We start from the raw sequence: 24,976 nt of genomic DNA, 5'->3' as shown, positions 1-24,976 counted from the left end.
CGAATCGTTCCCTCCGTCTCTGTAGATTGAACCGATGACGCATAGCCGCATTCCTAGGATCAGGCCCCCCATAAACAGACAGTGACAATCCAAATTTTTCTTTTCATTCCCCTCCTCCTCTTTATGGAGTGGCTCATAATTCATGGATTTTGATAAATGGAATCGAATAATTGGAGCACTGATCATTGTGTATTATACATCTACTACTTTACCTGAATAGTACATTTAATAAAAATCATTATTGTCATTTCAAAGTTTAAATATAGAAACCTTTATATTTTATATGAAACAAGGACCTTAGTATCACTACATCAATGTTTCTTCTCTGAATATGCCGAAAGTAAATGCTAAGCAAAATATCAGATAAATTTCTCTATCTTCTAAGAATCATCATAGTTTTGTGTTAGAGTAACCTTAAGTTAGTAAATAAATGTGCTTTGCGTTTACAGAAATTTCAGGAAGGATTCTATTCGGATAATTAATTATTGAAAAAAATTGAAGTTTCTTAACCTCACTGCTTACTCGAAGAATACAATGTAACAACCAGATTAAAATAACTGAAAATGATTATATGGTTTCTAAGCTATGAGTATAGCTACCTGGGAATTATAGGAGGAATGATATGGAAAAATTTTATCAACGAACAATAAAGGAAACATCAAAGTTCTTTAAAACAAATCAAAAACAAGGACTTACCGACGAAAAAGTAAAAGAGAATTTAGAGAAATATGGAGAAAATTCAATACGGCAACAAAAATCACCATCGGCATGGAAGTTATTGTGGCATAATTTGAATAATTTGATTGTTTATTTATTATTTGCTGCGGCAGTACTCTCTTTTACAATGGGAGAAATTACAGAAGGAATTGCTGTATTAATTGCTGTATTAATTGCTGTAGCTACTGGTTTCATTACTGAATTACGCGCTCAAAAATCAATTGATTCTTTGCAAAAAATGATTTTTACAACTGCTAAGGTTATTCGTAATGGACACCTTATGGAAGTAGAATCTTCTACGGTTGTTCCAGGAGATATTTTATTTTTAGAAGAGGGGGATGCAGTAGTTGCAGATGCCCGTTTGATTGAAAGTAAGAATCTTGCTTGTATAGAATCTGCGCTTACAGGAGAAGCAGAGTCAACTGACAAAAATGCAGAAGATATATATACGGAAGAAACTCCACTCGGTGATCGATGTAATGTCATTTTTGCTGGAACAGCAGTTACCCGTGGGAATGGATATGCTATCGTTACTGAAACAGGTATGCAGACAGAAGTTGGTAAGATTAGTAATATGTTGACTGGTGATAAAAACAGTAAAACACCATTAGATGTTGAGTTAGATAAATTAGGTAAGGCAATTATTATTGCAGCATTAGTTGCGGCTTTTGCTGTTTTGATTGCAGGAATACTAACAGATCAACAATTTATTGAAATGGCACATATTGCAATCATTTTAGCTGTAGCAGCTATTCCTGAAGCTATGCCGGCAGTTTCAACAATCACTTTGTCACGTGGGATGAAAATCATGGCTGAGCATAAGGCATTGGTTAAAAGCCTTTCTGCTGTAGAGACATTAGGTGCTACTAGTATTATCGCTAGTGATAAAACAGGTACATTAACTGAAAACCAAATGACTGTGACTGCAATTACTTTAAGCAGCGGTGAAAAGTATAAAGTTACTGGTAATGGTTATGAACCCAGTGGCAGTTTTATGGAAAATGGCAAAATTATTAGTGTGAATGATCATCCCGATTTAGCTGAAATTATTCTAAATGGAGCATTATGTACTACATCGACTTTAAAAGAAGATAATGGACATTTCGAAATTCTAGGAGATCCAACTGATGGTGCATTTGTGGTTTTGGGTCAAAAAGAAGGAATTAGTCGACAAAATTTACTAGAAAAAGGCACTGTGAAAATTGGAGAATTACCTTTCAATTCAGACAACAAATTTATGATTAGTGTTTACGAAAAAGATGCAAAGAGGACTCTTATCATAAAGGGAGCACCAGATGTCTTAATCGAGCTTGCTCACCCTGAGAAACAAGAAAAAGAAAAATTCTTTCATATCAATCACGAATTGGCGTCAAGTGGGCAGAGAGTAATGGCTGTGGCACAGATTAAAGACTATACAGGTGGATTAACAGAAGATGAGTTGATACACTCTTTTAATGGCCTTAAGATACAAGGCTTTTTTGGAATTGTTGATCCACCACGGAAAGATGTTAAAGAATCAATCAAGATAGCTCAAGAAGCAGGTATTCAAGTCAAAATGATTACGGGCGATCATCCTCAAACTGCATCGATGATAGCGCGTGAAATAGGATTAAACGGTTATGCTAATACTATGACAGGTATAGAAATCGACCGATTTTACAAAGACGGGAAACTCAAAGAGCACATAGCAGATACTGCAGTTTTTGCTCGTGTATCTCCAGAAAACAAACTACAATTAGTAAAGGCTCTAAAAGAAGCAGGAAATATTGTTTCTATGACTGGCGACGGAGTTAATGATGCACCAGCTTTAAATGGTGCTGATATTGGAATTGCTATGGGAGTTCGTGGAACTGAAGTTGCTAAGGAAGCTTCAGATATGATTTTGACAGATGATCGATTCGGTACAATTATCGATGCTATCAAAGAGGGGCGTATTATTTTTGATAATATAAAAAAATATGTTTCATTCCTTTTCTCGTGTAACATGGTAGAAATTATAACAATATTTTTAAGTGTTATTTTTTTATTACCAATGCCAATTCTTCCCCTTCATGTTTTATTTCTAAATCTAGTCATTGATATTGGTCCAGCAATGGCTTTAGCTTTTGAACCAGCTGAAGACGACATAATGAAACGACAACCAAGAAGCAGATTTGATAGTTTGGTGAATAAAAAATTCCTAGGACGTATTATATTAAGTGGGATCGTTATCGGAATAGTTGCATTTGGATTTTTTAATATTCTATTACACACTAATCACACTCTTGAGTATGCACAAACAGCAACATTTACTTTTATGGCCGTTGCACAACTAATGCATATATTTAATGTTCGTAAAAATAGTGGTTTTGGGTTGGATAAATCATTTTTTAAAAATAAAATATTGATTTTTGCAATACTTATATCTATTGGTCTTCAATTAATTGCCGTGTACGTACCTTTTATGAACGATTTACTAGGTACTACTCCTATTCAAGCTTCAACATGGTTAATCATCTTAACAACTGCAATCATTGTGACATTTGTTGTTAAGGGATTAAAAAAAATGTTCCAATTAAAGTAAGATCTCTATTTCATAAACTTTGTTATTTCAATTATTTATGGGAAATAATATGAGATTTATACAAATTTTTCTAGGAATAAAAATTTTAACTAGGACAGAGCAAAATAAGTTCTGTTCCAGTTTTTTTTATTCCTAATTACATATGTTTTTTTAGTGAACTACTCACCACTTAGCTAAACATGACGGTTCTTAACGCTTGAAGTGGGAGGTTCTTGGGAAAAGAGCATACTTGATAGCTTATTTCGTTACTAACAGCGGTGTCACTTATTGACCAAGCTACCCCCGTAGTTCCTACGGTTCTTGTTTATTTGATCTAAGCCATTCCCACAGAATGTAGCCTTAGACCTTCGGTCAGAATATTGATACTAGCGTTGATATCTCGTTCATGATGAGTATGACAAATAGGGCAGTCCATTCTCGCATTTCGAGAGATTTCTTGCCGTCTTTATGTCCGCATTACGAACAGATTTGACTAGATGGAAACCACTTATCCACTTTGATGATTTTCCGACCGTACCATTCAGCTTTGTAGTGTAATTTAGTCACAAAACTAGACCAAGAAACATCCGAAATACTTTTCGCTAGTTTATGATTACGCAACATACCTTTTGTATTTAAGTCTTCAATACAAATGATATCGTGATTTTTGATCATTTCTGTACTCAACTTATTCAGAAAATCAGTATGTTGGTTCATTACTTTTTCATGCAAGCATGCTATTTTTCGTTTTTGCTTTTGATAATTCTTAGCTTCACAAAGTTCTATGCCTTTCTTTTTAGCTAACAACGCACACCTTGACAACTTACGTTGTTCACGTTTTAGTTTTTTCTCCATCTTAGAAGTAAATTTATTATTATCAATTTTTTGACTGTCAGAAAGAATTGCGAAATCTGTAATACCTAAATCAATATCAAAATTAGCTTTAGGCAGTTCACTAATTTCTTCTTTACACAACAGAGAAATATAGTATTTACCACTAGAATAACGTGATATTATAGCAGATTTGATCAAACCTTTAGGTTATCTATGAAGCGTAATTTTAACTAACGATTTCAACTTAGGAAGTTTGACGAATTGATTCTCAACCAAAGCGATTGTCCCATTATGATTGTTGGTTGTGTAACTTTGAACCGGATTTTTCTTGCTTTTGAAATGGGAAAATCCGACGGATTTATCACGAAAGAAATTCTTGTACACCTTATCTAGATTGAGTTGTGCATTCGCTAAAGCGAGACTATCCACTTCTTTCAAGAACGGAAAATCTTGCTTGTATTTTACAGGCGTTGGAATACTCATTTTTTTTAGAGGAATCATTCTTAGTTTCTTCATAAGCTTTTAGTCGGTCCATAAGATTCACCTACTCTCTATTTGAGATTATTTCCCTGACTTTGAATATACTTCTTGATGACATTGATAGGTGCGACAACAGTTATCAAAAGGCAAACACTTTTAGACCAAAAGATTTCTTTCCAAAGAAACTGTTTAACTCGTGGAAAGTCACGTTTTATCAGTGGAATCCTCCATAACAGATGAACGTCATCTGGCACCACATGTCATTCTAATATTTCCTCCCTCTTATATTTACGTAACCATTTAATAATCTCTTGAATACTTGCTCGATATTAATTATCTATGATTTTTCTTCTATACTTTAGTGTGTATACAATGTGGTATTTACATAGCTATTTTGTATAGGCTAAACTATTGGCTTTATTAGCCATTTCTTATCCCTTCCTTTCGTTATCAATATGACCTGAACAATCATATTTTAACGATATGAAGAGCTTTTTGGTAGAACCATTGACTAGCTCTTTTGAGTAATCAAGCATGTTTTTCTCCCCCACTTCACATATCGTAAACGTACGTTTGCATTCGCAGCGAGGATCTTCTCTAAACAAAAAAATAGCCAGACAACTGTCTGACTATAATAAACCTATTTATTTTTTTCGTTTAATAGTTGGAAGTCTTGATCAATAAATTGGTAACAATTACCACAATTTTTACAATGATATTGTTTCGTTTGAATATTGAGTTGAATCAATTCACCACAAGCACAATCAATTGATACAGCCGTTCTTCGTTCTAAGCCATATAATGGACGACCCCAGAAAGTATAGCCTACTTGTTTTTCTTGCACATGCTTTCTCCCTTCCTAAAAAATTTCTATCCGTAGCAGGTAGAATACTGCATTCAACCAATGATACGTCTCAATGGGTGAACCTTACCTTAAAAATGCTCCTATAAACTACATTTTTTTGAATAAAAAAATTCGTTCCTATAGCGAGCTAATACTCAAGGATTTTTTAGCAAGATAAAGATAATAGGATCTTGCTGTCATATAAGGGACACTTCCATTAAATTTAGTGAAAAAATAAGCTGGAATTAGAAATCCTCAAATAATTTTAATTCGGTCATACTTAAACCAACTGAATTATCTGTATTATCCTATATATAACCAAAAGTTCTTTTTGAATGCAATATCGTACAGATTTTGAATTTCAGGCATCAATATACCCCACAGCAATTCGAGTTAGTAGATCTAATAACAATTGGATTCTTAGAATCAATAAATAAATCGACTAAAATCTCAGATAATTAGACATACTCTATTATTTCATAATCTGATTTATTCTCTATTGTTTCAAAACTATTCTTGTCATATAAAATATATTCAAAACCTTCTGTTTTCTTGACGATTACATATTGTTTCTTTTCACCATTTTTATCCTTAGCTAGCTGAACTTCTTCATAAATAACTTTTAAATCCACATTATGTGCTACAGCATTGCCTCTGTTAAAAAAAACTGATTCTTCCATTGAAAATCACCCTTTCCTACTATTTTTCCTTTGATATTGAATTTAATTTGCTATCTCTAATTCTCTCTATTTCGTATGAGATTTTCGATAATTCAGCCGTAAATATCATACATATAACAATAACAGTTTAATAATATCACTTTATCATGTGAATTTAAAAGTTTTCAATGATATTTAAATCCGTATATGGATGCACAATGAAAAATAAAATAAACTACATCCATTTTATACTGTCGCAATGAACGTAGTTTATTCTAATCAACTCACAAATTATCAATAACTCTATATATATTATCTGGCAACAAACTCTTATAAAAATAAACTTTATTTTTTTTTGATTGTAATACCATTAATATTATTTTATCTGTACACTCCTTTAAGCATTGTTTTAAAATTGCTTCTCCTTCAGAAATTTCGCTTGCTCCTTTGTCTTCATCAAATCCCCTACAAGACAATAATGCAAGATCAAATTGATAGATGTTTAACTGGTTTATTGCTGTAACTGAATTTACTGTAAATTTTTTTTTAGTGACCGTTCCCCCAATAACGGTCACTTCAACATTTGTGTGTTCGGAGAGAAGTGTTGCTGTTAAAACGCTATTTGTTACTACCCGTAGACCATGAAATCTGTTTAGATAAGGAATTAGGTGGAGTGCTGTACTAGAACTATCAATGAAAATAGTCATATAATCTTCTATATATGTTATGGTTTTTTCAGCAATCGATCGCTTTTCTTCATCGTTTACATAATTTTCCACTTTTGTAAGATAGGCAGCGTCAACTTTTTCAGCATCAATTAATATTGCTCCCCCTCTGGTACGTCTGATTTGTTCCTCGTTTTCTAGTTCAATTAAATCTCTTTTAACAGTAGTACTACTATAATGCACAAATTCAACCAATTCCCCTAAAGAAGCAAATTTGTTTTTGTTCAGATATATCATGATTTTCTTTTTCCGATCATCTTTTGCTGTTCCCATGCCAAAACTCCTTTTGAAAAAAATGCGACGACAATAAATAAAGAAAAACAATAATCTATTAATATACAACTATTCTTCAATATGACCAACGATCACCGTTATTAAAAATAATCTCTCAATGATAGTTAGTGTAACAAATTGCTGTCACAATTCACTTTTTTCATTACCAAATTCTCGATAAGCATTGATCCATTTTAGGACCTGATGAATTTGATTTCAGCCCATATTTCTTTGATAAATAAGATGCGCTTCCTTTCTTCTCAAGATACTCTTGAACGATTTTTAGCTTGAATTCAAAGCTATATTTTGCCATAAAAATACCGACCTCCAAAAGTTAGATTTTTTGCTCTAACTTCTGGGGATCGGTACATTTGAAGTGTGCCCCTTAAGTTAGACCACAAAATCTATCTTAGGGGTTATTTTAGTGACTAAAATTATAAATACTTTTAATTACCAACTCTGCAGTTAAACTGATAAGTGCTTATCTATTAATAAATAGATTAAATAGATTAAATAGATTAAATAACTCCAGTATCTCCTATATATTCTTTATATACGTGTCAAATTTTTTCTTGTCTATTAAAAATTAAGCACGTTTTACTGGAAAAGTCATACAATGTGGACCTCCACCAGCTTTTAAAATCTGTTCTAGTGGCAGTTTAATAACTTCTATTCCTTCAGCTTCCATGGCTTTATTAATAGATTTATTATTTTCGATTCCCAGCACTTTACCATTGCCTATAGCCTGAACGTTACAACCATGCTTAAATACTAATTCACTTGGTATATCGATAATCTTATAATTACGTCGTTTTAACATTTGAATAAAGTTATAAGGTAATTGTTCTGTAGCAGCAATGCATATTTTTTCTGCTATAATGTTAAAGACCATATCTAAATGTAAGTTTTCTGGTGGGATTGGCACACCTACCACAGTATAACCAAATCGTTCTAGTTGTTCTCGTAAGTTATCTACTCCGGCTTGATCTGTTCGATCAACTAAGCCAAATACAAGAGTATGATTATCAATCATCCAAAAATCTCCACCTTCAAAACAACCAGCATTGACACGAGCTATAATTGGAACACCTAATTCTTTTAATTTTGCTTCATATATATTCGTTTCTTTTTGACGTTCTGGATGACGGAAATTTCCAATAATCGCTCCTTCTTTTACCATAGCACCAAAATCTCGAGCAAATGTCTGTACCTCAAGCTCTTTATGAGCTTGTACTTCATGCACAACTACACCATTATCTCTATACGCATCTAACAACGTTTGCCATTCAGCAACCATAAGTTCATTTTGCTCAACTTCTCCTTTTTCCATCCATGATTTAGTAATCTCATTAATTGGATTGAATACATAGAACTTAGGAGAACATACAATTACTTCTTTTAATACATTGGTTGCATTTCTTACATAAATATCTTTGCTCAATTTTAAATCACTCCTTTAAAATTATTATTCTTTATGAAAATATTGTGATATCTAATAACAAAAGTCCGACGCAAGCTATAAAAAGTATTAAAATATATTTTGCACTTACCTTAATCCATGTACCATAATCTACATGAACAGCTTGTGTACAAGTCATTACAATAATTGAAGTTGGTGCAATCATTTTTACTAAGCCTAATGCAAAATTATAAATAACAATCATAGTAGATTCATTTACCCCCGAAAAAATTGCTAACGGTGCCATAATAGACATTGTTGCTGCTGCTAATCCTGTCGAACTAGGAATAAACATAGCTAATATAATATAAACACCGAAACAAATAATTACAAAAGCAGTTGTAGGTAAACTACCTAAAGTTTTTTCGCAAGCATTTAAAACAGTAGCCATGATATTACTATCTGTCATAAGAACTTCAATTCCCCGAGCTAACGGAACAATAAAAGCTGTTGATACTAAAGCTGCAGATCCTTTAATTAGAATTTTGATAATTTTATCTGCATCGTACCTCATAACAAATCCAGATAGGAAGGTCATGATTATCAACAAACCATTAATTTCATTAAAATACCACTCTCCAAAAGGCACTAAATTATTTCCAAATATTGTACCTACAACTATATTGTTATTCATCCACTTTGTAGCATTTTCAAAAAAAGTAAAATTTTTATTTAATTCTGTCCATGGAATTAAAGATACTATCATAATTAAGAAAGTTACTAAAAATATATAAAATACTTTCTTTTGTCTTTTGTTTAGAACTTGTATTTTTCCTTCTGTATTCGTAAATTCTTCTAAATCTTGTTTATAACGATAGTATTGTACTGATTTTTCTGGATATTTTTGAACTTTTTTTGCATACTGACAAATTAAAAATGAACATAACGACATTAATATAAAAAAAGAAAATGTTCTAAAAATTATTCCTTCTCCTGGGCTAATTCCCGCAATTCCTGAAGCAATTCCCGTTGAAAATGGGTTAATAATAGATGCTGCACATCCAGCCTGTGTGCCAAAAATAATAATCATTAAAGCTGTAATTGTATCTAATCCCAAAGATAAAATAATTGGTAAAAACATCAATAAATAAACGAATCCTTCTTCATATGCCCCTTGAACTGTACCAAATATCCCCATAATAAAGGTTAAAATTGTAATTAATATAGCAGTTTTATCTTTGTATTTTGTTGCAATACCTTTTAGTGCAATATTTATAGCACCAATTGTATCCATCATTTCTAGAAATGCCCCAAATAGCATTACGTTTAATGAAATAGTAATTGCGCCAGTAATTTCTTCATTTCCGACCATTCCAATAATAGGTGCCATGACAACATCCCATAGACCTTGACGATTAGCTGGAATTCTTGAATAAGTTCCCGCAATATTTTGTCCAGCTTCATTTACTTCATAGCTTCCTCCAGGTATAAACCATGTCAATATTGCTATAATTATTAATATAAAGAAAATAATGACATACGTGTTTGGAGATTTAATATTTTTCTTATCCTTTTCCATCAATTACTACTCCTTTACAACTATAGTCTCCTCTTTGCCTACCAGACATTTAGAAAGAAAATCAATCGATGTAATAAAGCCTAATAAATTTTCTTGGAATTGAACAAAATCAATTATCGTTTCTACTTTAGACAGCAGCGAATGCTGACTAAAGTGTTTTTTATAAAATGACATTAATAGCTTAACGTTTACATTCTGTAATGTATCTTGATTATTTGGTAATTTATATATATATGTTAGGGACAGCTGTTAGAATAAGTAAAATATATGTCTCTAGTAATCATGCGTTAGCAAGATTTTTATTTATCACATCTGAAATATCTTGATATTAATTAAAATTTTTGATATAGAAACACCAAGCAAGAAAACGTTTACATATTTAAAATTATTTAAAATACCTTATTCAACAATATCCCTTATTAGTATCTTCTTTAAATATATAATAGTATTGACCAAAAAAGGTATTTTTTTAATTAAATCACCGATATATTTAATTTGATCAAATGTATTAGCAGAATCTGAAATGATAACTATTTGAGTAATAATTATTAGCATCATTTTCTGAATATTTCATTTATAGCATTGCATTACAGAAAGGACTTTGGATATGAATATTTAGCGAGTGATGTTACTTCATAAATACTAAATTAATCATCCTATCTTTCCGGTCACTTCCATGAGTAACAATTAGATGACACCATTCTGCAACTAAATTTGTTAATGATGTAATTATTTTCTTATTCTTCAGCATTATCTCCTAAAATATTTTATAGTAAATCAATTACTATCTTTGCCCTCTATTCACTTAATTACCTTATTTCTCTTTTTCAGTATTTTAAACTTTCTTTATTCTATTTAATTAGCCACAGCAGCCAGAATTGCTTTAATTGAATGCATTCTATTTTCACTCTCATCGAATATAACCGATTGACTACATTCCATTACTTCATCAGTAACTTCTTCTCCACGATGGGCGGGTAAACAATGCATAAAAATAGCATCTGATTTCGCCTTATTCATTGCCTCCATTGTAATTTGATATGGGAGATATGCTTGTTTTAAACGTGCAATTTCTTTCTCTGTTTGTCCCATACTATATTGAGACATTCCATATACAACGTCTGCCTCTTTAAGTGCTTCATCAAAATCTTGTGTAAATACAATTTTAGCTCCTGATAGTTTAGCACGTTCTTTGGTTTCTTGCCATATTTGATTATCTGGTTCTAATCCTTGGGGACAAGCTATATACAAATCCATTCCTAATGTGGCACACATAATCATAGTTGTATAGCATACATTATAGAGATTTCCTGAGTAACAGATTTTTAATCCTTCAAATTTTCCTTTTTTTTCTTTAATTGTCATCAAATCTGCAATCCCTTGAGTCGGATGTTCTAATGAGGTTAAGCCATTAATAACAGGATTTTTCATCCAGTTAGCACATTCTTCTACGATTTCATGACCAAAAGTGCGAATAAATAATCCATCAAAGTATCTATCTAAGACACGACAAGTATCTTTTAAAGGTTCTCCCCGAGTCATTTGCATCTCATCGGGGCGCAAATAAACAATTTTAATTCCTAAATCGGCTGCCGCACGTTCTAAAGCATTTCTTGTTCGCGTACTGTTTTTTTCAAATAGTCCTGCCCAAACCTGTCCTTTTAAATATTCATGAGGTTCTTTTGCTGTCCACTTTCTTTTAAAATCCAAAGATAAATCTGTAATAAATTCAATTTCTTCACGCGTCATATCTTTGAATCCAAGATAGTCTTTTCCTTTGAATCTATTTCTCATATTAACAGCTCCTTATCTATTCATACTTACATTTTATTACAGTTATATTAATAATAAAATTGTTCTAAAGTACAAAAGGAAACAGAAGATTTTGTACTTTAGAACAATCGGTAATTTATTCAGTTACTAAATGATATATTTGAAATGATATATATATATTCATTAAATTATCAGGGTGTTTTATATCCACATCCAAAATTTGTTCAATTCTTTTTATTCTTGCTCGTAAAGTATTTTTATGGATGAAAAGTTTTTCGCTTGTTCTACTATAAGAAAAACCACAGTAAAAAAATGTTTCCAATGTAGATAATAATTCTGTTCGATTTTTATTATCGGTTTCCTTAAGTGGAAAAATATATGTCTCAAGCATTTTATCTCTGTACAACTGATTAATTTTCCCCTGATCATCAATAAACATTTTTAATATTCCTAATTTACTATATAAAAGATATCTTTTAGAAGGATAGTTAGAAACTAATATATTTATTGACTGTTCTGCTTCCTTATAACCAAGTGATAATCGCCAATAAGGATGACTCTCACTGACACCAATGAAATAATTACTATGTTGATAAAAATCATCTAACAAATTAACCAACGACTTTAAAAATTCCTCCAGATCGATATTTGTTACTGGCATTAACAAAATCCAATAATTTTTTCTCGAAAAAATGAGAAAACTATCATTAATATATTTTTGATTAATTAAAGAATTTTTAAAATTAATAAAGTAAGCATCTCCTTGGCTAAATGTATAGTTACTCTTGGTTGAAATCTCTTTAATCATTACCACTCGGTAGAAATCCAATACTTTAGTGCCCAATAAATAACTTATTTTTTCTTTTGTACTTTTATTTGCTTCATTAAGTTGTAATAAATCTTCAAAAATTATATTTTGGTAATGACTATTTATCAATTTATAATTCATTTGAAAAGATATTTTTAACCGATATATTAACAGAAAACTTTCTATTTTGGCTAAAAGATCTTCTGATAAGGTTTCTGTGTTTTTATCTTGCTTTAATATCATATAAGATTTTTTTTGAAAAGCTCCTGAAATAGGGATATAAAAAAATTTAAGATTATTTTCTGATAAGTTTTTTCTTTGATCTAAAATACCTATGACATCTTTTCCTTCATATGAAGTTCCAATTTTGTCAAAAACATTGAGAATACTTTTTTGTGTATTATCAATGTAATTTAACCAATTAAATCCTGAAGAATAATTAAGTAATAAAAAATTTTCATCAATAATTGCCACAGGCCAACCTATTAATTCGTAAAAAATTTCACATATATCTTTATGCATGCTCTTATCCGATACCGCTAACAACATTGTTCTATGAAAATGTTCAACATCTACTAACATTTTACTTTGATTCCTGATTATTAATGATTGAATGGGAGAAATAATATCACTCCAACTATATGAATTTTCTACAAAAATTATTGGTACATGGTACCTAGTACACAATGTTACATACTCTTTCTTAATATAACATTGATATCTTTTTTTTGTGATAATCCCCCCTATTTCCTTTTTTAATACTTTTGAGAGATATTTTTCAGTAAAAAATATTTTGATATATTCTCCACCAACAATAATAATTTCACCTTTTTTGATCCAACTGTCCATGTTATTAGTATCCATGACATTAATTCCAGTTATACTAATATTAATATCTTCTAAATTCATAGTACAATCTGCGGAAGATAATTCCTTTAGTTGAATAATTTCTAATGGTTTTACCATTTCGTTTACCTCCTATGGCTAATCATATAATATTTATTGATAGATAATACTTTTTTACAAGAAAATTTTAGTTTAGGTTAGGAGAAACACACTTTATCACATCATTATTTGCAATTATAAATTTCATCAATTCTATTTTCAATTGTACTTTAAACATAAAATTAATATGGTCTCTATCATGATTCCACTCAACTAAAGTTAAATGATGTGATACTGCAATTCCTCTTAAAAATTATTGATATTTTATCATCAATTGCCTATATACGATACTTAGTTACTAGTATAAGATGATAACAAAGAAAAAATATTGAATGATTATCAGTGTCTAATTTGACTTTTGTATTAATCTTTATATATATATATTAATTATATCACTAGATAAAATTAGTAAGTCAACAAACCTTATATATCAGTTTTCGAGTTGAGAATGATCAGCCTCACGTCGATAGTCATTTGTTACATCTGTAGAGAATGACGATGAATGCCCCTACGTCAATCCAAAAATTAGGAATATTTGGGTAGACATTGTTTTGATAAGTCCAACAAATAATTAGACCTGTTTTTTAATTAAATCTAACAAATTGGTTAATTATTTCGAATCTAAGGTTTCGCCTCTTAAGGCTACGTCACTTAAATAAGAATTTATTCTTTGAAGAATAATATCCATTGTTAATGGATCGACCGTGACTTCGACATCTGGAATTTTTTCAAATAAAATCCGTTGTACATTTTGCGTAGTGAAATATTGCTTAAAACTAGTTGCTGTTTCTTGTGAAATTGAAGAAACTGTCTCAATACGAGGAACTACTCCTGTATAGCGTAGATTCAAATTAAAGATCGGAGTCCATGAATGATCGGGTGTCGCTTCAAAATTACCTCTTGCCCATTGTTTCACTGATTGCACATCGATATCTAATAACCCGGTGCTTCCTGCGATATTAATCAATCCGTTGATTGTCGAGGTTCCGACAATTGTCCCAGTTCGTTCTACATTGACTTCTTGAGCTTCAGAAAATTCAAAGGTTGAACCCGCAGAAGCGAAGTACATTAAATTTTGAGCGTTTGAAGTACTGTCACTTTTTATATTCAAGGTAGCATCTTTACCGATTGATACCGTAGCATTCCCATTAACATGTACAGTATTTGATGGTGAGGCAGCCAGTTCAGTTCCCTTCCCCTATAATCTTTCTCAGATATTGAATCTATCTCAAAAATCTTCGTTTTTAGGGAGACGACAAAAAAAACATCCGATAGAATCAGATGTCTCGAAAAAGTGATTAAATTAGGTTTCCTTATTTAGGATATAAATAACAAATTAACATTACTAAAAACGAGTTTTTTGAGAAATTGAATTTAATTCAATATCTATTATATATAACTTCGACTTATATTATACTATACCAGAAATATTTTTTAAAAATAAAGCGATATATTTATTTGGCCAGTAAAAAGATACTCACCATAAGCACTAACTCAATTAAGAAAGATTCCTCTCTAGTTTTAAATAGCGATAAAAAGTTGATTGCTTTATCCCAGTTTTTTTACAAACTTCTGAGACAGATAATCCTTTTGTAAGGTGTAATGTGAGTGATTCTTGAAGAACCTCTTGATCTACCTTTGGCCGACCACCAACCTTACCTCTTGCACGTGCAGAGTTTAATCCTTCAAGGGTCCTTTCAACAATAATATCTCGTTCAAATTGACTAAAAGCTTGGAAAACAGTGATCATTAATTTTCCCTGGGGAGTTTGAGTATCAAAATTTTCTTTGATACTGATTATTTTAACTCCTTTTTTCTCAAAAAAATAAACAAGGTTAATTAAATCTTTTGTGCTACGTCCAAACCGTGAGAAGCTTTCAATGACAATTTGATAATCTGTCTTTACACGTTTTTTTAGTTTATTTAGTTCTGGACGACTTGCACGGACACCACTAATTTTTTCAGTATAGATTTTTTTGCAATGATAAGTTTCTAATAAATCTAATTGTCGCGAAAGATCTTGTTGTTTAGTTGAGACCCGAGCATAGCCGTAAATTTTTCTAGTCATATAATTCCTCCAATAAGTTATCTAATAAAAAACTTATAATTATCAATAATATATTTATAGGATTGGTATGAGTAGAGACAATTATACAATGACTTAACTGTAAAAATTACTACTGTAATAAAAAAAATCCAACGAGTCGCTTATGGATAACGTAACTTTCTAAATTTCCGTGAATATTTTTGATTGATTCAGAACTTAGTTTGCCAAAATCAATTCAGAACAGAAAATAATCAATCGAAACTTACTTCTGCTTGGATTGATTAACGGTGAAATTATTTCAATGGAATTCATCAATGGTTCTTGTGCTTTTTTAATTTCGCTATCTTGTGTTTTAGTTTCTATATTCCATATACCCTAATACCATGTCATTTTCTATATAGATTATCTAACTAGGACTAATAGACAACCCAAATTTCGTCTTCGCTAGATCAATATATTTTAATGTAACTTGATCTGAGTTTACAAATGTTAAGTTATTTAAAATTTTTGCCACTTAATGATATAAATATATGCTAAATAAATAGAAAAATGCTATCAATTTTGCTTTTCCCAAGAGTGTCTTTTTACGGTGTACCCTAAATAGACAAAAGCGTATCGCAAAAAAATCTAGATGTCATTTTTTTAGAGGCAAAATATTACACAAATTATTATTACCTACGTAACCATTTTACTTATCAAAAATACCTGACAAGAGTTATCCTGACAGGTATTTTTGATAGCAACAACCGCTTTTAATATATTTAGTAAACTGAAAGTTAGTAGATCCGCAGTAAAATCATCATATTCAAAAAATAATAATTCTTAAATTTGTTGTGAAAGAGAGATCATCTCAATTAACCCTTGAGCAGCTTCACTACCTTTATTCCCTGCTTTCGTACCTGCTCTTTCAATTGCTTGCTCAATAGTTTCTGTGGTTAATACACCAAACATCACTGGAATATTGGACTCTAGGTTAATATGTGCGACTCCTTTGGCTACCTCATTGGAAACCAATTCATAATGAGTAGTTGCTCCTCTGATAACCGTCCCTAACGTAATCAATCCATCATAACTATCCTTTTTGCTAAGTTTTTTGGTGATAAAGGGAATTTCAAAAGCTCCCGGTACCCAATAAATATCAATTTGCTCTTCTTTCACACCATGTCTTTTTAAATTGTCCAATGCTCCTTGCAACAATTTTTGATTGATAAATTCATTAAATCGCGCGACTACTATTCCTATTCGAAGATCCTTTGTAGAATAATTTCCCTCATAAATCGTCATGTCTTTACTCCTTTATTTTTATACTGATAAATAATGATTAAACTTATCTTTTTTTGTTTTTAAATAGGCTTGGTTTTCCTTTTGTGGAAAGGTTTCAATTGATACTCTTTCTACAATCGTAATTCCATCTCGTTGTAACTCTGTTACTTTATCGGGATTGTTTGTAAGTAACCGAATAGAAGTTGTACCAATTGATTTTAAAATGTCTGCTGCAAAATGATAATCCCGTTCATCCGGAGCAAAGCCCAATTCAATATTTGCTTCATAAGTATCAAATCCTTGTTCTTGCAATTGATAAGCTTTTAACTTATTTCTCAATCCGATCCCACGACCTTCTTGACGAAGATAAAGAATAGCTCCAGTACCCTCTTCTGCAATCATTCTCATTGCTTCATGTAACTGTTCACCACAATCGCAACGATGAGAACCAAAGACATCACCAGTTAAACATTCTGAATGAACACGGACTAATGTAGGTGACTGACTATTTTGAATATCTCCTTTTGTTAGCAATAAATGCTCCATTTTGTCTCCATCTTCATAAATAGTCAATTTGAAATCACCATAATCTGTCGGTAAATTTACTGTTATATGACTACTTTCTTCTAAAAAATTTACCAACTCATCAATAGTGATCAAGGGTAATTGCCATTCTTCAGATAAACGTATCAGATCTTTCATCCTTGCCATCGTGCCGTCCTCTTTCAGGATCTCACAAATATAAGCGGCCTCTATACTATTAGCTAATTTGGCTAAATCAATTGCAGCTTCGGTGTGTCCTCGACGTATAAGCGTTCCACCCTCTACACTAATCAAAGGAAAAATATGACCTGGTCTAAGAAAATCACTTGATTTCGAATGAGGATCAGCCAATGCTTTAATGGAAGTAGCTCGATCAAATGCTGAAATACCCGTCTTTGTATGTTTATGATCCACACTAATCGTAAAAGCTGTACCAAACGCATCCGTATTATGAGTTGTCATTTCTTCTAAAGATAAGTGTTGCGCAATCTTCTTCGATATTGGCGCACAGATTAATCCTCGACCAAATTTGGTCATGAAATTAACCGCCTCAGGTGTGACATATTCGGCTAAACCAACCAAATCTCCTTCTGATTCTCTATCTTCATCATCAGCTACAATGATTAGCCCCCCCTTTTTCAAAGTCTTTATTGCCTCAGTAATATTACTCATAGTAAGTCCTTCTCCTTGTACATCTCAAATTTATTTCTCTGTGCCTTTACATATTTTCCAATGATATCCGTTTCTATATTCACAAGATGTCCCACACCTAAATTCCCCAGATTTGTCAAAGATTTGGAATGTGGAATCAGACTAACTGAAAAGCTTGCTATTGTTGTATCCGTAACGGTTAAACTTACTCCATTAATTGCAATTGATCCTTGTGGAATGATTTCACCTGCATATTTAGTTGGGTAAGCAAATGTCAAAACTAATGCGTTTTGATTCTCTATTTTCTTGATCAACCTTGTAACAGTATCAATATGTCCCGCAACAAAATGACCTTCAAAGCGTTGCATCATGGAAACTGCTCGTTCTAAATTTACCCTATCTCCAACTTTTAAGGTGGAGATAGTGGTCCGTTTAAAGGTTTCAGGCATTATTTCAGCTCTAAAAAAAGTACTTGAAGTCTCAATAGCAGTTAAACATACCCCATTAACTGCCATACTATCTCCAATTTTGTAATCACGTAGGACACTGTTGGAAGCTTGAAAAGTAAGTTGGATCATTTGTTGGCTTCGTCTAATTTCTTTGACTGTTCCTTGTTCAATGATTAATCCTGTGAACATTGCTTTCGTTTCCCCCTAACTCGAATGTCTTCTCCAAGCTGTTCAACTTCCAAAAATGCTAATTGTTGTTCTTTAGAAACTAAACGTTCACTATGAAAGGACATCGGACTTTTTCCACCAAAAAGTTTGGGTGCGATATAACTGATGACTTCATCCCAGAGACTTTCTGCTAAAAAAGCATCATGGATTTTCGCTCCACCTTCTACATACAACGACTGAATACCTTTCTTTCTCATGGTCTCAATAAAGAACGTAAAAGAAAACTTAGGTGTATAAAAAATGGTTACATGAGGAAATCGTTCCTTTAGCTTAGAATTTTCCGTAAATATCCAGACCGGACTTGTTGTCGTTTGAAAAAGATCGAGTTTAGGATTTTTAAGGATCCGTCCTCTACGATCCAAAACAATGCGCACTGGTGAAAAGCTAGTTTCGGCATCAGGTAACAAACGAGGGTCATCAACTAGAACGGTTTCGCTCCCCACAACGATTCCTTGATATTCTCCTCGCTCTTTGCGTACTCTTGAGATTGACTCTGAGCCCGTGATTGAGTACCGAGAATCTTTCTTTATAGAAATTTTCCCATCTAGTGTAACGGCTTGTTTCAATATGATATAGGGACGATCCATTTCAAAAAAATGGTTATAAAAAGGATTCAGTCCTTTACATGTCTCTTCTTCGACACCTACAATTACTTTGATTCCATGCTTTTGTAAAAATTTTCTGCCTTTTCCTGCTACTAAAGGATTTGGATCAAGTTGCCCTATGACTACCGTTGTGATACCAGACTGGACAATGGCTTGCGTACAAGGTGACTGCTTTCCTTGGTGGTTACAAGGTTCTAAAGTAACATATAAAGTTGAATCAAACAGTTCTTCGGGGGAACCACAATTTTGAATAGCATTTACTTCAGCGTGAGCCTCGCCATAATGTAAATGCGCACCTAGTGAAATTAGCTTTCCTTCTTTGACAATCGCAGCGCCAACTAATGGATTGGTAAAGGTGTTTCCCTTTCCTTTTTTTGCCTCTTCAATCGCAGCTAGCATGAAAGACTGGTGCATATCAATTCCCCCTTTCAACAAAAAATGCCCTGCGAAATTAATCACAGGGCATAACTAAATAAACCTAAAGATAATCGATTTTAATACAAATAAAACCGATCTTCAGTCGATTTTTCTTCTCCCATCCAGACTTTAACTGTCGGTGCCAGATTTTCACTAGCTCAACCACAAAAATGTGGGTCACGGACTTCGAGTAAACTCGTCACCGTCGGTCGGGAATTACACCCTGCCCCGAAGAAATATTTAATTCGTTTAGAGTATATTCTTAAATCTCAAATGTGTCAACCTAAAAAAGTAAAACGTAGTATGAACGTAAGCATTGCATTAATGTTGAACGTATAAATAAAATAAGAATATCGTGTCCAGAAAATGGTCCGTTTCTGGACATTTTATTTTTTTACCTTAAATTTAAATTTCTCTATACTTTTAGTGTTCATAAACCCATATCAAAATCTATGTTCAATTAATCTATATGGAGAAAGTTATGTTACAATAGATTTTAGTTAGGAGTGATTTTTTTGAAAATAGGATATGCCCGAGTATCCACTGGATTACAAAATTTAGATTTACAAAAAGATAGTTTAAACAAATTTGGTTGTGAGAAGATTTTCACCGATCATATGAGTGGAGCAAAAAGTAATCGACCAGGATTGGACATGGCCATCGATTTTGTTCGTTCTGGAGATACTCTCGTAGTTTGGCGTTTGGATCGGCTGGGAAGAAATATGGAAGATCTGATTTCGATCGTCAATCGTTTGAATGAACGTGGTGTGAGTTTTCATAGTCTTCAAGAAAATATCACAATGGACAAATCTAGCTCTACCGGACAACTTATGTTTCATTTGTTTGCGGCTTTTGCCGAATTTGAACGCAATTTGATTTTGGAACGCTCGGCTGCTGGAAGAGAAGCTGCACGTGCAAGAGGAAGGTTTGGTGGCCGTCCTGAAAAGCTAACTTCTCAGGACTTGGAATTACTGAAGACTCTAGTAGATAACGGTACGCCTATTAAGACGATTGCCGAACGTTGGAATGTTTCTCGAACAACTATTTATCGTTATCTTAGTAAAATAATGGAAAAGGAAACACCTAAGTAGTTATTAGGTGTTTCCTTTTCTTAGAAATTTATACTACATTAAATACCATTGAATATTTATTATTTGCACTCAGATCATTGCCACAAAGTTCCTTAAAATACGTACGGTAGTCCGTCTCCACAAGCCGCGAAATCTCTTTTATTGGCAATTTACTATAGTCGTAACAAATTATTTCTGCCATTAGTGTTAGTTTCGCATCAATCCCTATAATTTTAGGGAGATTTTCCCAAAAATTATCTGGTGAAATCGTGCTTATCAATTGATTAAGTTCCTCGAACTGTTGCGTTAAGTACGCATTCAGTTCTTCATTTTCTCTTTTGTCATGTGACATTCTTTCTTGAAACTGACGCAGATATTCATCCTTTGTTAGAGTGGTTTCATCTTACATTCTCCTTTCCCTTTGTCTTTATTTTTTATGGATATAGCTACAGTATTTAGATCATCATTCTGGATAGCAATTTTTGGATTTATCAAAGTTTGTAAAGTTATAGCAAGAGTAGAGAAAATGGAATGCTTTTCTAATTGTCAGGAACACTACTTAATTCCCACGTCAACTTGGTCGAATAAGTAGTTGCTTCTGGATTCGCTCCTTTTGGTACATTGAGTGCCACACTTTCTTTTGCCGTTTCAGCATTCCCAAAACGATAAATCCAAGTACCTATCCCTTCATTCCCTTGTGCTTTTAATAAGATACGACGATTCCCTGGGATTAGCTCACAGGGAGCAGATTGCAGTCCAGGCGCTGTTCCCCCTTGAGCAGTAACGACTTGTTGGTTTAACAGAGTTATACTAGCGCCATTCAATACTTGGTTTTCTTTCCCTTTAAATTGTTCTTGTTGTGTGACGGCTAATTCCCAACCATTGCGCTCAGATTCTGGGCGTCGATCACTAATCTGGACATAGTTTGGTCGTACTTCTTTTTCATTGACCGCCCCATCTTCATTCAATAGCCGTTGTGCTTGTGCATGATACGTTTGGTCATGAATAGAAATAGCTTGGGAGCCAAAGTTAAAGGAAGAAACAAAGTCAATACTTAATAACCCTTGATTTCCAGGTAGATTTGGTTTATTTTCTGGGTCGACTTCAATTTCTGGCTTTAATGGATCTACAGGATCTACTGTGTTTTTCATGTATCGAAAAATGATAAGTTGTTCTTCTTCAGCAAATCGACCGGAAGTATTATCTGGAATTTCTTGTAACGTATACCCTTCAATTGCTTTTTCTTCAATTTGAAATGGTTCACGTATCCCACCAGTAATGATTTCTGGAGCGATAACTTCTTGATCATTGATATCTCTGTAATGAACGACTACTGATCCTTTTTTTTGCCACTGATAAGTACCTGGATTACTACCATCGTATTCCCGCCAAAAATTAGTTGAAGAAGAGGTAATATAGGCTTCAGGAATTGTATTTCCTTGATTCAAATAATAGACCCAGCTACCAGTATAGTTATCTGAAGAAGTAATGATAGGCATAGTAGGAGGACTAGCCAAATGGTCAAATCGGGAATTTGTTCCTAGACGAAGATCTGAAAGATTGGTCGTATTAGAAAACATATTGGTAGCTACAGAGACATTTGCAGTATTCCAATTTGAGATATTTAATGATTCTAGTCTACGATTACCAAAGAACATCCATCCCATATCGGTAACATTCGACGTATTCCAGCTTGAAACATCTATTGCTGTTAGACTTTCGGTATTCTGGAACATCGTTGTCATACTGGTAACATTCGATGTATTCCAATTGGAAACATCTAGGGTTTCTAGATTCCTTGCACCATTGAACATCGTTCTCATATTGGTAACATTCGATGTATTCCAGTTCGAAACATCTATCACTTGTAAACTTTCGGCATTCTGGAACATCGAGTTCATACTAGTAACATTTGACGTATCCCAGTTTGAAACATTTAAGGTTTCTAGATTACTATTAAGATTGAACATAAATCCCATATCAGTAACTTTCGATGTGTCCCAGTTTGAAAGATCTAACGTTTTTATGTTGTTCGTTCCACCAAACATATTATGCATATTAGTGACATTCGAGGTGTCAAATCTCCCAGCATTATCAATACTTTCCAAATTTGGCAATGCCCAAAATAAAGCGGTGGAATTTGATGGTAATATCACTTGATCTTCTACGATAATTTGTTTGACCGAAGAGTAGGTTTTCCATGGAGCATCTCCTCTTGCGCCAGCTTCCCCACCATATAATGTGATTATTTCAGTTCCTTCCTCATACGACCAAGGGACCGTTCCCCATAGATTCTGTTCAGGCTCATAAGTATATACAACCGTTTGTTCTTCTACTCCAAAAGTTCCAGAGGCATTTTCAGGAATCTTACTCAATTGCCAACCACTAATGTTTAGAGCTTCAGTTGTATAAGTTTGATCAACTAAACCAGTCAGCACGCTAGAATCAGCTAATTGATTCCCTGCCTCATCTTCATGCTTTACAGTAACATTTCCACCTTGAACTGGCTCAAAGACTGCACGAATCACAGAGTTTCCAGGTTCTCTTTGGCTTACACTAAGATCTTCGCTATTTGGACTAAATATAAATATCGGACCTGAGGCGACTTCCCAGTGTAAAAATCGATAACCGGGATTGGGAAATGCTCTCATATTCCCCAGATTATCTCCTACCCGGAGCCATACCACATTCGATCCTGCAGAATCAGTTCGTCTTGGGTTGCCACCGGCTGGAGGGCTTGCAATTAATTCTAAACGATATTCAGTAGCACGATTACTTACCTCTTCACTTTCGGTTTTTTCTGATTCTTCTTGCTTTTCTAAATATTCCGAAGTCGCTGTTTCTTCATGATTATCAGAAGAGCTTGAATAATCATGTGTATAAGTTATTGGATCCAATAATTCTGCTTCTTTTGTTAGCTCCACAGAATTATCGATCGCAAACACAGGCATACTCGTTTCAATTACTGGAGAAAAAAGCAAAGGAAAACAAAGAAGACAAGTGCTTGCCACGACCAAGGCTTTTTTAATTTTCATCATGTTAGACCTCCTTGTCATTTTTAGGTCTTCGTTTTTTAATAAGTAGCCAAACAATAAGCAATAACAATAGAATAATCAAGATAATCGCTGCAACGAGCCACCAATTGAGACTCGTATCAATTTTGACATCTTGTTGATTCAATGTTCGAGCTTCATCTGCTTCAATGGTAAACTTCCGTTCCCATTGCCATTCCTCTCCTCCTGAACGTGCCGTCATTTTCAATACGTAGTCACCACTGCGAAAGCGATCACCCTCTAAAGAAATTGGAAAGTTGAAATTGGAGTTTGGTGCCATTTGCATCTGTTCTTGACTGGCTTGGTATAAAATATCCTCTTCGCCAACTCGTTGAACCGTTGCTTCAACTTCTAAGCGATTCACGAATGTTGGGGTGAAGTTTTGTAGATTCGCACTGATCACATTGCGGTAGTTGAGTTGATCGGCAAAAACATCTAACAACTCTAAATCAGGTTGCACGGCATCTTGATTGTTACTCACCACCACACCGAGGATATACGCAAACTCGTTTTGGATGGCGACTCCTTCTTCCTCGCTTGTTTCTTCAGTTATGTCTTCTTTGACTTCGGATACCCTTAAGCCACCCGCTAAGAATCCTTCAAAAGCTTCTTTTGGCATCTTCAGATCAAGTGTCACCGTTTTCGTTTCATTGCCACCAAGTTCAAGGATTTCGGGTTGTTCGATCAATTCATCCAGCGAGTGCTTGAGTGTGGGATCTGCTTTTTCCGCGTCTTGCCCGTATTCCACAACCCCCATCACGTTCGTATACGCAGTATGTGGCGTGATTTTGATTTTCTTTGCTTCTGCATTGGCGTTTTGTAGTTTCAATGTCAGTTTTTCTGTCGCATCCGGTGCAAGTGTCAACTGAAAATAGCGATTATTTCCTGACTGTTGATTGTCTGAGAACTCCGGTGTCACATAAAAATTCAACGTTCCCTCTTCTGCCCCCACACGCATCGGTGCCACCAAACTGACCAACAACAGAAGCAGTATCATTCCTGTTTGTTGGATTATATTTTTTCGATATGTACTGACTTGTTTCATTCATTTACCCCTTCCTTTAAAGAAAGT

At 33.4% G+C, this 24,976-nt stretch carries 18 protein-coding genes, 5 pseudogenes and 1 riboswitch; of the genes and pseudogenes, 2 read left to right on the top strand and 21 right to left on the bottom strand.

Annotated elements, in window-relative coordinates:
* Positions 1 to 622 precede the first annotated feature (622 nt).
* A complete protein-coding gene (locus EM4838_RS16035; protein WP_071868024.1) occupies positions 623 to 3,280 on the top strand; it encodes a cation-translocating P-type ATPase in 2,658 nt (885 codons plus the stop codon).
* A gap of 313 nt (positions 3,281 to 3,593) precedes the next feature.
* Here the strand turns inward: EM4838_RS16035 and EM4838_RS17010 are convergent.
* The 18 genes and pseudogenes from EM4838_RS17010 to ribD form a co-directional block, all read right to left on the bottom strand.
* A pseudogene (locus EM4838_RS17010) lies at positions 3,594 to 4,634 on the bottom strand (RNA-guided endonuclease TnpB family protein); the annotation flags it as partial.
* 10 nt (positions 4,635 to 4,644) lie between these two features.
* A pseudogene (locus tag EM4838_RS17195) lies at positions 4,645 to 4,791 on the bottom strand (transposase); the annotation flags it as partial.
* Between the two features lie 45 nt (positions 4,792 to 4,836).
* A pseudogene (locus tag EM4838_RS17190) lies at positions 4,837 to 4,947 on the bottom strand (IS200/IS605 family transposase); the annotation flags it as partial.
* Positions 4,948 to 5,213: 266 nt separating this feature from the next.
* Positions 5,214 to 5,417 (bottom strand): DNA helicase UvrA, encoded by a 204-nt coding sequence (locus tag EM4838_RS16020; protein ID WP_071868023.1) that lies wholly within the window; start codon positions 5,415 to 5,417, stop codon positions 5,214 to 5,216.
* Between the two features lie 458 nt (positions 5,418 to 5,875).
* Entirely contained in the window at positions 5,876 to 6,097 is a 222-nt protein-coding gene (locus EM4838_RS16015; RefSeq protein WP_071868022.1) for a hypothetical protein, read from the bottom strand.
* Between the two features lie 263 nt (positions 6,098 to 6,360).
* Entirely contained in the window at positions 6,361 to 7,074 is a 714-nt protein-coding gene (locus tag EM4838_RS16010; protein ID WP_071868021.1) for a DeoR/GlpR family DNA-binding transcription regulator, read from the bottom strand.
* Positions 7,075 to 7,233: 159 nt separating this feature from the next.
* Positions 7,234 to 7,387: pseudogene (locus EM4838_RS16005) on the bottom strand (transposase); the annotation flags it as partial.
* 273 nt (positions 7,388 to 7,660) lie between these two features.
* Positions 7,661 to 8,515: a dimethylarginine dimethylaminohydrolase family protein gene (locus EM4838_RS16000; RefSeq protein ID WP_071868020.1), complete on the bottom strand. Its 855-nt coding sequence runs from the start codon at positions 8,513 to 8,515 to the stop codon at positions 7,661 to 7,663.
* Between the two features lie 31 nt (positions 8,516 to 8,546).
* A complete protein-coding gene (locus EM4838_RS15995; protein WP_071868019.1) occupies positions 8,547 to 10,052 on the bottom strand; it encodes a YfcC family protein in 1,506 nt (501 codons plus the stop codon).
* 855 nt (positions 10,053 to 10,907) lie between these two features.
* Positions 10,908 to 11,846, bottom strand: a complete 939-nt coding sequence (gene argF, locus EM4838_RS15990) for an ornithine carbamoyltransferase (protein ID WP_071868018.1) — start codon at positions 11,844 to 11,846, stop codon at positions 10,908 to 10,910.
* Between the two features lie 115 nt (positions 11,847 to 11,961).
* A complete protein-coding gene (locus EM4838_RS15985; RefSeq protein ID WP_071868017.1) occupies positions 11,962 to 13,599 on the bottom strand; it encodes a helix-turn-helix domain-containing protein in 1,638 nt (545 codons plus the stop codon).
* A gap of 109 nt (positions 13,600 to 13,708) precedes the next feature.
* Positions 13,709 to 13,946 (bottom strand): annotated as a pseudogene (locus EM4838_RS16945) (transposase); the annotation flags it as partial.
* 242 nt (positions 13,947 to 14,188) lie between these two features.
* Positions 14,189 to 14,689: a hypothetical protein gene (locus EM4838_RS15980; protein WP_130029268.1), complete on the bottom strand. Its 501-nt coding sequence runs from the start codon at positions 14,687 to 14,689 to the stop codon at positions 14,189 to 14,191.
* A 387-nt stretch (positions 14,690 to 15,076) separates the two neighbouring features.
* On the bottom strand, positions 15,077 to 15,646 hold the full coding sequence (locus tag EM4838_RS15975; protein WP_100917310.1) for a recombinase family protein: 570 nt from the start codon (positions 15,644 to 15,646) through the stop codon (positions 15,077 to 15,079).
* Between the two features lie 801 nt (positions 15,647 to 16,447).
* The gene (gene ribH, locus EM4838_RS15970; protein WP_071868071.1) at positions 16,448 to 16,909 is read right to left on the bottom strand and encodes a 6,7-dimethyl-8-ribityllumazine synthase; all 462 of its coding nucleotides are present in this window, start codon (positions 16,907 to 16,909) and stop codon (positions 16,448 to 16,450) included.
* Positions 16,910 to 16,927: 18 nt separating this feature from the next.
* A complete protein-coding gene (locus tag EM4838_RS15965; protein WP_071868070.1) occupies positions 16,928 to 18,103 on the bottom strand; it encodes a bifunctional 3,4-dihydroxy-2-butanone-4-phosphate synthase/GTP cyclohydrolase II in 1,176 nt (391 codons plus the stop codon).
* On the bottom strand, positions 18,100 to 18,720 hold the full coding sequence (locus EM4838_RS15960; RefSeq protein WP_071868069.1) for a riboflavin synthase: 621 nt from the start codon (positions 18,718 to 18,720) through the stop codon (positions 18,100 to 18,102). The genes EM4838_RS15965 and EM4838_RS15960 overlap by 4 nt, the downstream gene beginning before the upstream one ends.
* On the bottom strand, positions 18,705 to 19,778 hold the full coding sequence (gene ribD, locus EM4838_RS15955; protein ID WP_071868068.1) for a bifunctional diaminohydroxyphosphoribosylaminopyrimidine deaminase/5-amino-6-(5-phosphoribosylamino)uracil reductase RibD: 1,074 nt from the start codon (positions 19,776 to 19,778) through the stop codon (positions 18,705 to 18,707). The genes EM4838_RS15960 and ribD overlap by 16 nt, the downstream gene beginning before the upstream one ends.
* Before the next feature lie 109 nt (positions 19,779 to 19,887).
* Positions 19,888 to 20,021, bottom strand: a riboswitch (FMN riboswitch).
* Positions 20,022 to 20,287: 266 nt separating this feature from the next.
* Here ribD and EM4838_RS15950 point away from each other — a divergent pair.
* Positions 20,288 to 20,872 carry a recombinase family protein gene (locus EM4838_RS15950; RefSeq protein ID WP_269149441.1) on the top strand — a complete coding sequence of 195 codons (585 nt, stop codon included), beginning with the start codon at positions 20,288 to 20,290 and terminating at the stop codon, positions 20,870 to 20,872.
* A gap of 28 nt (positions 20,873 to 20,900) precedes the next feature.
* Here EM4838_RS15950 and EM4838_RS15945 read toward each other — a convergent pair whose 3' ends face one another.
* The 3 genes from EM4838_RS15945 to EM4838_RS15935 all read right to left on the bottom strand — a co-directional run bounded on the left by EM4838_RS15945 (position 20,901) and on the right by EM4838_RS15935 (position 24,949).
* On the bottom strand, positions 20,901 to 21,224 hold the full coding sequence (locus EM4838_RS15945) for a DUF7006 family protein (RefSeq protein WP_373865806.1): 324 nt from the start codon (positions 21,222 to 21,224) through the stop codon (positions 20,901 to 20,903).
* A gap of 166 nt (positions 21,225 to 21,390) precedes the next feature.
* The gene (locus EM4838_RS16700) at positions 21,391 to 23,889 is read right to left on the bottom strand and encodes a WxL domain-containing protein (protein WP_179948064.1); all 2,499 of its coding nucleotides are present in this window, start codon (positions 23,887 to 23,889) and stop codon (positions 21,391 to 21,393) included.
* A 1-nt stretch (position 23,890) separates the two neighbouring features.
* Positions 23,891 to 24,949 carry a WxLIP family cell surface protein gene (locus tag EM4838_RS15935; protein ID WP_071868079.1) on the bottom strand — a complete coding sequence of 353 codons (1,059 nt, stop codon included), beginning with the start codon at positions 24,947 to 24,949 and terminating at the stop codon, positions 23,891 to 23,893.
* Positions 24,950 to 24,976 lie beyond the last annotated feature (27 nt).

The organism is Enterococcus mundtii, assembly GCF_002813755.1.
Classification (GTDB): domain Bacteria; phylum Bacillota; class Bacilli; order Lactobacillales; family Enterococcaceae; genus Enterococcus_B; species Enterococcus_B mundtii.
This window is presented reverse-complemented; position numbering and strand designations above follow the sequence as displayed.